The organism is Kiritimatiellia bacterium, assembly GCA_018001225.1.
GTDB lineage: Bacteria > Verrucomicrobiota > Kiritimatiellia > CAIQIC01 > JAGNIJ01 > JAGNIJ01.
Window position 1 is genome coordinate 1 of sequence record JAGNIJ010000068.1, and the last position, 10,659, is coordinate 10,659.

Annotated in this window: 8 protein-coding genes; 1 reads left to right on the forward strand and 7 read right to left on the reverse strand. The window is 68.0% G+C overall.

Going from position 1 to position 10,659, the window contains the following annotated elements; translation table 11 throughout:
• The 5 genes from phoU to KA248_15490 form a co-directional block, all read right to left on the reverse strand.
• Positions 1-692: phosphate signaling complex protein PhoU (gene phoU / locus KA248_15470; GenBank protein MBP7831307.1), on the reverse strand; the 692-nt coding region annotated here is incomplete at its 3' end.
• A 58-nt stretch (positions 693-750) separates the two neighbouring features.
• Positions 751-1,632, reverse strand: coding sequence for a phosphate ABC transporter ATP-binding protein (gene pstB / locus KA248_15475; GenBank protein MBP7831308.1), 882 nt, complete (start codon positions 1,630-1,632; stop codon positions 751-753).
• Positions 1,633-1,634: 2 nt separating this feature from the next.
• Complete coding sequence (gene pstA, locus KA248_15480) at positions 1,635-3,230, reverse strand: phosphate ABC transporter permease PstA (GenBank protein MBP7831309.1); 1,596 nt, start codon at positions 3,228-3,230, stop codon at positions 1,635-1,637.
• Positions 3,231-3,280: 50 nt separating this feature from the next.
• The gene (locus tag KA248_15485; protein MBP7831310.1) at positions 3,281-5,761 is read right to left on the reverse strand and encodes an ABC transporter permease subunit; all 2,481 of its coding nucleotides are present in this window, start codon (positions 5,759-5,761) and stop codon (positions 3,281-3,283) included.
• Between the two features lie 3 nt (positions 5,762-5,764).
• Positions 5,765-6,757 carry a phosphate ABC transporter substrate-binding protein gene (locus KA248_15490; protein MBP7831311.1) on the reverse strand — a complete coding sequence of 331 codons (993 nt, stop codon included), beginning with the start codon at positions 6,755-6,757 and terminating at the stop codon, positions 5,765-5,767.
• Positions 6,758-6,868: 111 nt separating this feature from the next.
• On the opposite strand from KA248_15490, the gene KA248_15495 reads away from it, so the two are divergent.
• Positions 6,869-7,513: a hypothetical protein gene (locus KA248_15495; GenBank protein MBP7831312.1), complete on the forward strand. Its 645-nt coding sequence runs from the start codon at positions 6,869-6,871 to the stop codon at positions 7,511-7,513.
• A gap of 12 nt (positions 7,514-7,525) precedes the next feature.
• On the opposite strand, the gene KA248_15500 is transcribed toward KA248_15495, so the two are convergent.
• Together KA248_15500 and KA248_15505 are read right to left on the reverse strand one after the other, a co-directional pair.
• Entirely contained in the window at positions 7,526-7,951 is a 426-nt protein-coding gene (locus KA248_15500; protein MBP7831313.1) for a hypothetical protein, read from the reverse strand.
• Positions 7,952-8,349: 398 nt separating this feature from the next.
• Positions 8,350-10,659 (reverse strand): SNF2 helicase associated domain-containing protein (locus tag KA248_15505; GenBank protein ID MBP7831314.1); only part of this gene is annotated, 2,310 nt, incomplete at its 5' end.

A 10,659-nucleotide genomic window follows, 5' to 3' on the forward strand; every position in this document is an offset into this window, starting at 1 on the left:
GAGGGCGGCGGGTTGTCGTCCGGCGGCAGGCGCTTGAATTCGCGGGCGTGGCGGACGATGTGTCCCTGGACGGTGTAGAGCACGTCCTCCGCGATGTTCGTCGCGTGGTCGGCGATCCGCTCGAGGTAGCGCGAGACGGAGAGCAGCGCGATCAGCGCGTCGAGGTGCTCCGGCTCGCGCCGGATCATCGCCTTGACCCCGTCGTACATCTGGCGGTTGATCGCGTCCACCTCGTCGTCCATCGCGCAGACCTTCCGCGCCAGCGCGGCGTCCAGGTTGACCAGCGCGTCGAGGCTCTGGCGGAACATCGCCTGGGTCTTCTCCGACAGGCCTTTCAGGTCGAACGGCACCTCGATCTTCAATTGCTTGTTCAGCAGGATGGCGCGCTGGGCGATGTTCACGGCCAGGTCGCCGATCCGCTCCAGGTCGTTGTTCATCTTGAGCACGGCGACGAGGAAGCGCAGGTCGATCGCGACCGGTTGGTAGAGGGCGAGGATCTTGAGGCATTCCTCCTCGACCTCGATCTCCGCCTGGTCGATCTCCAGGTCGCGGCGAATGACCTGATCGGCCATTTTGTCGTCGCGGTCCGTGATGGCCCGGACGGACAGCCGGACGTTGTCCTCGACCACCGCGCACAGCGTCAGCAGCTGCTTCTTCAGCTTTTCGATTTCCTTGTGCAGATGAATCATCATTTGCATTTTCTCCTACGGGTTCCCGTCGGCACGGTCAACACGGAACCGTTCGCGGCGTTCATCCGAACCTCCCCGTGATGTAATCCTCCGTCTCGCGCAGCCGCGGCTTGCGGAACAGGTCGGCCGTCGGGCCGTACTCGACCAGGTGGCCGAGGTACATGAACGCCGTGTAGTCGCTCGTCCGCGAGGCCTGCTGCATGTTGTGGGTGACGATCAGGATCGTGTAGTTGCCGCGCAGTTCGTCAATCAGGTTCTCGATCTTGTTCGTGGCGATCGGATCGAGCGCGGAGCAGGGCTCGTCCATCAGCAGCACCTCCGGCTCCGCCGCGATGGCCCGCGCGATGCACAGCCGCTGCTGCTGGCCGCCGGACAGGTTCATGGCGCTCTCCTGCAGCCGGTCCTTCGCCTCGTCCCAGAGCGCCGCGCGGCGCAGGCTGCGCTCGCAGACTTCGTCGAGCACGCCGCGGTTCCGCTCGCCGTCGATCCGCCGCGGGTACACGACGTTTTCATAGATGCTCATCGGGAAGGGGTTGGGTTTCTGGAAGACCATGCCCATCCGCTTGCGCAGCTCGATCACGTCCACGCCCGGCCCGTAGATCGAGTCGCCGTTGAGCCGCATGTCGCCCTCGATGCGCACGATGTCGAGCAGGTCGTTGATCCGGTTGACCGAGCGCAGCAGGGTGGACTTGCCGCAGCCCGACGGTCCGATCAGGGCCGTGACCTTGCCGCGCGGGATGTTCATGCCGATGTGGTGCAGCGCCTTTTTGGCGCCGTACCACAGGCAGAAGTCCCGGACTTCGAGCGTGGCGTCCTCGAGGCCGACGGCCGGGTGGACGACGGCGTCAAACTGCGCGCCCCGGGCGAGGGCCGCCAGCCGGTCGTCGCCGGCGGGCGCCGCGGGCTCGAGGGTCAGGGTGTCGGTAGCGGGGAAGGTGCTCATGGTTAGAATGCTCCTGTAGCGAATTTCTTTCTCAAGCGCGCGCGCAACACGACGGCCAGCAGGTTCAGCAGGAAGATCAGCGCGATCAGCAGCAGCGTGGTGGTGAAGACCATCGGCTTGGCCGCTTCGCTGTTCGGGCTCTGGAACCCGAGATCGAAAATGTGGAAACCCAGGTGCATGAAGCTACGCTCGGGATGCAGGAACGGCGCGACGGCGTCCACCGGCAACTCCGGCGCCAGCTTCACGGCCCCGACGAGCATCAGCGGGGCGACCTCGCCCGCGCCGCGCGCCATCGCGAGGATCATCCCCGTCATGATCCCCGGCAGCGCGCGCGGCAGGACGATCCGCCGGATCGTCTGCCATTTTCCCGCGCCGCAGGCATACGACCCCTCCCGCATCGAGTTCGGCACGGCGGCCAGCGACTCCTCCGTTGCGACGATCACCACGGGCAGCGTCATCAGGGCCAGGGTCAGCGCCGACCACAGCAGGCCGCCCTTGCCGAACGTCGGGTTGGGCAGGTTCGCGGCGAAGAAGGAGTGGTCGATCCAACCTCCGACGATGTAGCAGAAGAAGCCCAGCCCGAACACGCCGAAGACGATGCTCGGCACGCCGGCGAGGTTGTTGATCGCGATGCGCACGGCGCTGACCATCGGCCCGGCCTTCGCGTACTCGCGCAGGTAGAGCGCCGCCATGACGCCGAACGGCACGACGGCGATCGACATGACCACGGTCATCAGCGCCGTGCCGAACAGGGCCGGGAAGACGCCGCCCTCGCTGTTCGCTTCGCGGGGCGCCCCGGTCAGGAACTCGATCCAACGCGAGGCATAGACGCGCGCCTTGGCCGCGGGGCCCATCCGGTTCGGGGCGCAGGCGCGGACGATGTCCGCCAGGGCGATCGCCTGCTCGCGCCCGTCGGCCGCGGCGAGGACGAATTGGTAGCGCGCGTTGTCGCGGTTGATCGCCTCGATCCGGGCGCGCAGCGCCCGGTATTCCGCCTGGCCCTGCCGCTCGGCCGCCACGAACCGGGCGAGCGCCTCCCGGTGCTCCTCGGAATCAGCGCCATGCTTGAGCTCGGCCGCGCGCGCCGCCAGGCGCGCGTTCTCCAGTGTACGGTTCACGCGCCCGACGGCACGCGTTTCCAGGTCCTGCCGCTCGCGCAGCTTCCGGCGCACCGCGCCGTGGTGCCGGAGATACAGCGCCCAGGCGGATTCCGGGTCCGAGGCCGCGGCCTGGCCGTCCACGAGGAAGGCTTTCGGCGTCCCGTAGAACCGGCCCCAGGCCATGCGCTCGAGAACGAGCGCCCAGGATGGCCGCGTTTCCGACCGGAGGTCGGCATCAGAAACCCATTGGAAATGCTCGCCGGTCAGTTCGAAGTTACCCGTCCGCAGGAGCCGCCGGCGCACGGGAGAGGCCTCCGCGGTCGGGCGGTACATTTCCTCGCGGGCGACTTCGCCCATGACGCGGCGGCCGTCGGCGAGTTCGGCCTCCACCACGGGAACCGGCCAGAGCGTGGCCACGCCCTGAAGCAGGACCAGCAGCAGGAGTCCGACGATCATCACGAGCGCCAGCGCCAGGCCGCCGCCGGTCAGCCAGATCATCGGCTCGCCCTGGGCGAAGAGGGAGGTGCCCCTCGCGCGGCGTTCTGTGTTCACAGCGCCACCGCCTTCCGGCGGAACCGCAGGCGCACGAGTTCCGCGGCCGTGTTGACGACGAACGTCAGCGCGAAGAGCACCAGCGCGGACAGGAACAACACGCGGTAGTGCGTGCTGTTCCGGACCGCCTCGGGCAACTCGACGGCGATGTTGGCGGACAGGGTCCGGAATCCGTTGAACAGGTTCCAGTCCAGGATCGGCGTGTTGCCCGCGGCCATGAGGACGATCATCGTTTCGCCGACCGCGCGGCCGAGGCCGATCATGACGGCGGAGAACAGCCCGCTCATGGCCGTCGGGATGATGACCGTGACGGCGGCCTGCCAGGGCGTCGCGCCCGCGCCGAGCGCGGCGGAGCGGAGATGGTCCGGCACGGCGTTGAGCGCGTCGTCCGCGATCGTGTAGATGATGGGGATGACGGCGAAGCCCATGACGAAGCCGACGACCAGGGCGTTGCGCTGGACGTAGGTTCCGAGGACGGCGCCGCGGGGATCCCAGCCGGCCGCGGCGAAGAGGCGGGCGGCCGCCAGCGCCAGGCCGAGCGTCGCCGCGAGCCCGGCCGCGAACTTCAGGGCATCCATGACCGCGCACCGGCGGCGGCTCCACCGCCGCGCGGCCTCGCGCCAGCGCGGCTGCAGGAGCCGCGCCCACAGGAGAGCCGCGGCCAGCGCGGCGGGAGCGAGCAGCAGGAAGAACCAGCCCCCGGCCGGGCCGCCGATCTGGCCGTCCAGCCAGCGCCGGATATCCCCCGCGAACAGGAGGCGTTCGACGCCTGGCCCGAGCCAGGCCGCCAGCCCGACGCCCAGCGGGAAGAGCAGGCACAGGAACACGAGCCGTGCGTGCGCCAGCCGCCGCGTCAATGCGGGCGGGAGCAGTTGCCAGGCGCAGGCCCCGGCGAGAAAAGCCGCGGGCACGGTGATCAGCGAAAGCAGCACGGCGGGGACCGCCGTCTCCACGAAGGGCGCAATGACGATGGCGGCGAGGAAACCGAGGACCACGCTCGGCAGGCTGGCCATCATCTCGATGGCCGGCTTCACGATGTGCCGGGTGCGCGGGTGGAGGAATTCGCTCGTGAAGATTGCGGCGAGCAGGGCGATGGGCACCCCGAAGAGCATGGAGTAGAGCGTTGCCTTGAGCGTGCCGAAGACCAGCGGTATCAGCCCGAACTTGGGCTCGAAATCGTCCGTGGCCGATGACGACTGCCAGGTGTGCGTCGGTTCGCGGGAGCCCTCGTACCAAACGGGCCGGAAGAGGGCCGCCGGCGTGGCCTCGGGGTGGCGCGGGTCCATGCGCCACAACGCCAGTTGCCCCGGTTGCAGAGCCAGCAGGCCATCATCCTTCGGGAGAAAGGCCAAAGCCGCCATGGGTTGATCCGGTCCGGCAGAAAGCGTCGCCAGCTGCTTCCCGCTCGTGACGTGAAAAAGCCGCACGGCGCCGTCCTCGTGTCCTGCCGCCATCATCCGCGCGCGGGAGGATGACGCCAGCCGCGCCACCGGCGAGTCGGTTCCGGGAAAAACGTGCGCGGCGGCGAGCCGGGTCAGGGCATTCGAGCCTTCCGGCCGGACAGGGAACCAGGCCCGGACTCTTCCGCCGGAGTCGCCCGCGAGCACCGTGGTCTGGCCGAGCAGGTATTGCAGGGCCGTGAGGCGCAGGGAGGCGTCGCCCAGCAGGTCGAGCGATTCCTCGACGGTAGCCTTTTCAGGAACCCGCGTGTTGAACCGGATCGCGTGGCCGTCGGCCCAGGCCAGCAGAACCGAATCGCCCAGGCCGGAGAGCAGGAGGAACGCCGGCTCGGCATCCGGCCGCGGTTCGTACGGGAGGACCGCCTCGCGTTTGCGGAGCGTGACCTCGCCCGTGACCATGTTCTTGCGTTCCGTGATCTTCTCGTAGAGCAGGCGTCCGTCGGCGGTCAGGGCGCAGAAGGCCGCGCCGGCCCCGGAATCCGCGTGAGCCAGCAGTCGAATGGGCGAGGGGGGGGATATGGCGACGGGCTCCTTGAATCGCGCGCGCGCGCCGTCGCGCTTTTCGAAACCCACCGATCCGATTCGCACGACGCCGTTTTCGAAGCCGAGCGCGACGGAGGCGCCGTCCAGCGCGACCGAGACGGCGGTGACAGTTTCATTCGTGAACAGCGCCTGCGCGGCGGGCGGCTCGCGGCCGTCGAGGCTGAAGGCGGTCAGGCTCCCGTCCGCGAGCAGGGCCCAGGCCTGTTGGCCTTCCTCGTCCGGCTGCAGGTGCAGCACATTGGCCGGAAGCGAAAGGGGCTGCCGGATCGGCTCATCCACGGAGGCCGGACGGAAGAGCGGCAGGGCGACCCAGACGAGAAACAGGCATACCGTGAACACGGCGGCGATGGTGCCCACGCCGCCGACGGTGATCAACCCGCGCGAAACCGAGTCCGACGCCCGGACCGTCCATCGGGTTTTTTTGTTTCGCGCGGGTTGCATCATGCTGCGGCTCGGCGGGGGACGCCTCACCATGCCTCAATCCAGTCCCACCGACTGCAGGGCCTCCCGGGCCATGGTGGCGGTAACGGGGTAGTAGCCGTCCTTGAGCACGTCCTCCTGGCCCTGTCGGCTGAAGACGTAGCGGATGAACTCGCGCTGCAGGGGATCGAGCGCGGCGTCCGGATTGGCATTGACGTAGACCAGCAGGAACCGGGCGAGGGGATACTCGCCCGTGTAGGCATGGTCCGGCGTCGCGGGGACGAAGTCGTCTCCTTCTTCCAGCGCGAGGGGCACGGCGCGGACATCGGCGGTCTTGTAGCCGATGCCGCTGTAGCCGATGCCGCCGCGATCGGAGGCCACGCCCTGGACGACGGCGGAGCTGCCGGGCTGCTCCTTGACCGAGTCCTTGTAGTCGCCCTTGCCGAGGACATGCTCCTTGAAATAGCCGTACGTGCCCGAGGCGGCGTTGCGGCCGTAGAGGCTGATCGGAAGCGTGGCCCATTCGCCCTTCAGGCCGAGCTGGGCCCAGCGGGACAGGTCTTCCGGGTGCCCCTGCTTGCGGTCCTTCGAGAAGATCGCGTCCACCTGGGCGAAGGTCAGGCCCTCGACCGGGTTGTCCTTGTTCACGTAGACGGCGAGCATGTCGATGCTGGTCTTCAGCGCCGTGGGCGCGTAGCCGTACTTCTGCTTGAATTCGTCGATCTCTTTCTCCTTCATGGGCCGGCTCATCGGCCCGAAGGTCGCCGTGCCCTCGATCAGCGCCGGCGGCGCGGTGGACGAGCCCTTGCCCTCGATCTCGATCTGGACGTTGGGATACATCTTCCGGAAGCCCTCCGCCCAAAGCGTCATCAGGTTGTTCAGCGTGTCCGAGCCGACGCTCTTGATGGTCCCCGAAATACCTTCCACGGGCTGGTAGAGGGGAAGGTCCGCGTTTACCGTCATCCGGGCCCGGCCCGCCACCGGGAAGAGCAGGAACGCCGTGCCTGCGAGGACCCGGCCGGCTCGTTTTACAAGCGGAAGTTGTCGCATGGAAGTCTCCTTTGCCTTCGCATCCTGCGGCTCCGGGATTGGCGCCGTATGTGCTTTTTGTTAGAAGCTCGTTAAACCGTATCCGACGGGAAACACCTGGAGGAACAGCGCATGAGATTTGTTAAATCCTTCGCGGCGGTAGCGGTCTTCACCATCGCGTACACGCTGGCCGCGGCGCTGGTGACGACGCGGACCTCCAACGCCGAGTTCCTGATCTACATCGGCGTGATGGTCGTGCTGATGGGGCTGATCGGCCTGCTGCACTGGCGCGTCCGCCTGTCCGCCGGCGCGCTGTGGGGCTTGAGCCTGTGGGGCCTGCTGCACATGGCGGGCGGACTGGTCCCCGTGCCGGAGAGTTGGCCCATCGCGGGTGAAATCCGGGTTCTCTACAGTTGGTGGCTCATTCCCGGCTGGCTGAAATACGACATGGTCGTGCACGCCTACGGGTTCGGGGTCACGACCTGGGTCTGCTGGCAGGGCGTGCGTGCCGCGTTGCGGAACCGGGGCGTGGCGGACGCCCGGCCGACCGTCGGGCTGCTGATTCTCTGCGTCGCGGCGGGAATGGGCTTCGGCGCGCTGAACGAGATCGTGGAATTCGCCGCCACGCTGACCGTGCCGGAAACCAACGTGGGCGGGTACGTCAATACCGGCTGGGACCTGGTTTCCAACCTGGCCGGTGCCGTGGCGGCGGCTGTGCTGATCCGGCTCTGCGCGTCCAAAGAAAAAGGGCCGTCCCAGCCCGGGACGGCCCTTTAAGAGGGAATACTGTTACGGCTGCGGAGGCTCGGTCATCGGGGCCGGAACCGGCGGCGCTTCCGGGGCGGCCGGCATGATGTCCGTCTTGATCTCCTCGACGGCCGTTTCCACTTCCGCGGCGGCGTCCTGGACCGCTTCCTCTGCGGTCTCCACGGCGGCGGAAGCCGATTCCATGGCCTCGCCGGCCGCTTCCTTGACGCTCTCCTCGGCCTGGGCCGCCACGTCCGCGGCGGTATCCACGACTTCCTCGGCCTTCTGGGTCACTTCTTCGAGTACCGGCGCGGGCGCTTCCACGGCCGGGGCCGCCGGCGCGGCGGGCTCGGCGACGGCCGGGGCCGTTTCTTCGGCCGGGGCGGCGGCGCCCTGCTCGCTCTGACCGCATCCGTTCAACAGCGCGACACTCATGACCAACACGGCGAAACAGCGAAACATACTCATTCGAACTGGCTCCTTTGTTGCTTTTTACCGGTGTCTTATCGACACGTCCAAGGTCCATAGAATCCACGAAGACCCCGCAAATGCAAGAGTTATTCGGGCGACGGAGGGCGGTCCCGGCGGATTCGCGAGGACGGGGCACCATCTATCCATGAAGGGGATGCGATTGTTCTTCATGGCGAACTTGTTCTTAGCGAAATCCGCGGACCCAGCCGGCCCAGCGGCCGGGGGCGGCCGCGGGCTACACCGAACATCGCATCGTCGGCGTCGGTGTAGCGCGGCCTCGCCCTCGAGGCCAGCGCCATGAATCGGTCCTGGGTTGGTCCCGCCTTCCGTGTTTACTGGAGGGCGAGCGTCCCGCGAGCCGCGCGGGGGGGACATGGCCGACAGGCTGAAAAAGATTACAAGGCGAGCAGTTCCTGCACGTCCGCCCAGGTCAGTTTCTGGAGGACCTGCTCGTCCTGCGTCAGCGTGGCGTCGATCACGGCCTTTTTCTTCTTCTGCATCGCCAGCACTTTTTCCTCCACCGTCCCGCGGGTGATCAGCTTGACGCTGTAGACGGTGTTTTTCTGGCCGATGCGGTGCGCGCGGTCGGTCGCCTGGTCCTCGACCGCCGGGTTCCACCAGGGATCGAAATGGATCACCATGTCGGCCCCCGTGAGGTTGAGCCCCGCGCCGCCGGCCTTGAGACTGATCAGGAACAGGGGGATGTCGCGCCGGGTGTTGAACTCGTGAACGACCTTGAGCCGCTCCCGCGTGGCGCCGTCGAGATAGCAATAGGCCAGGCCGCGCGCGTCCAGTTCCCGGCGCAGGATCGCCAGCATCGAGGTGAACTGGCTGAAGACCAGCACGCGGTGCCCCCCGTCGAGCGCCTCGTCGAGCAGTTCGAAGAACAGGTCCATCTTGGCGGACGGGAACTCGCTTCGGAGATCGGGCAGCTTGAGCAGGTCCAGGTGGCAGCAGGCCTGGCGGAGCCGGAGCAGGGTCTTGAGGATCTCCATGCGCGACCGCTCGAAGCCCTGCGCCGCCACGAGATCCAGCAGGCGCCGCTGGGACGCCTCCATGAGCTGCCGGTACACGAGCTGCTGGTCCCGCGTGAGGGAGCAGGAGGCGAGCCGCTCGATCTTTGGCGGCAGGTCCCGGGCCACGTCCTTCTTGAGCCGGCGCAGCAGGAAGGGGTGCAGCTTGCGGCGCAGCCGCGCCTGCGCGCGCTCGGCCTCCGCGCCGCCGGCGGCGATCGGGGCCTCGCAGTTTTCGCGGAAGGTCTTGTGCCCGCCGAGATACCCCGGCATGAGGAAATCCATGATGGACCAGAGGTCCAAGACGCTGTTCTCGATCGGCGTCCCGGTGAGCACGAACCGGTGGATGGCCTGGAGCTTCTTCACCGCGACGGCGTTTTGCGTGGACCGGTTCTTGATATGCTGGGCCTCGTCGAGCACGACGGCGGAGAACTCGCAGGCCAGGAGTCCCTCGATGTCCCGCCGCAGCAGCGCGTAGGACGTGATCACCAGGTCCGCCCGGCCGATCTCGTCGTGTTTCCCGCGCCGGTCGGCCCCGCTCCACAGCAGGACGCGCAGGTCGGGCACGAACCGGGCGGCCTCCTCGGCCCAGTTTTCGACGAGGCTGGTGGGGCATACAATCAGCACCGGCTTGGCTTTCGCATCTTCGTGCGCCCGGCCGAGCCGGACCCAGGCCAGCATCTGGAGCGTTTTGCCCAACCCCATTTCGTCGGCGAGGATGCCGCCGAACCCGTTCCGCTCCAGGAATCGCAGCCAGTAGACGCCGTCCTTCTGGTAGGGGCGGAGCGTGGAATCGAGGCTTCCGGTCAGCGGTTCCGGCTCGATCTTCTGTGCGCGGTTTTGCGTTCCCGCGCGGGCCCGCCAGGACGCGGGGGCCTCGACGTCGATGCCGTCCAGCGCGTCGAGCGACGACTTCACGTAGGCCGAGTAGACCCCGTCCATGCGGAACGTGCCCGGGTTCCGGCCCTCTCCGCTCGCGCAGTCGGCGAAGACCTGCCGGGCCGTGGTGATCGCCTCCTCGTCGAGCAGGATGGTCCGGCCCGCGCGTTCCAGGTAGGCGTCGCCCTTGAGAAGGGCCCGCTGGATGTCCGCCTCGGACAGGCTTTGCCCGGCGCCGTCCTCGTACTGGAAGCCCACGTCGAACCAGCCCGAGTCCGAGTCGTCGATCCGGACCACGGGCGTCGCGGATTCCACGTTCTCCAGGAAGGGCTGGATGCGCCCCTCGAACTCCACCTTCCAGCCTATCCGCCGGAGCAGCGGCAGGCCGCGGCCCAGGAAATTGAGCACCTCGCGCGTGCCGACGATGGGGGTGAGCGCGTCGCCGGCTTCGCCCGCGAAGCCCGTCCCGGCCAGCCGCTCCAGCGCCCGCACCTCGCCCGCCGGGTTGCGCACCGTGTAGCGCATCAGGTCGGCCGGGTCGGGCAGGGCGAACTGGCCCGCGGCATCAGCCTTGCCGGCCACGAGGACGATATCGTCCCCGTATTCGGCGTAAAGCGTGGCCGTGAGCGACGCGGGGCTGCCCCGCACGGCGAGCCTGAATTTCGGCGCGCCCGGATCGAGCGTGAACAGGTCGAGCGACAGCTCCGTTTCCACGCGGGCGTACTGCTCCAGCATCGGGAGTCCCGTCTGCAGAAACCGGGGCACGGCCTCGCGCGCGATGCACACGGGCTGCCGGTAGATCGAGTGGAGGCG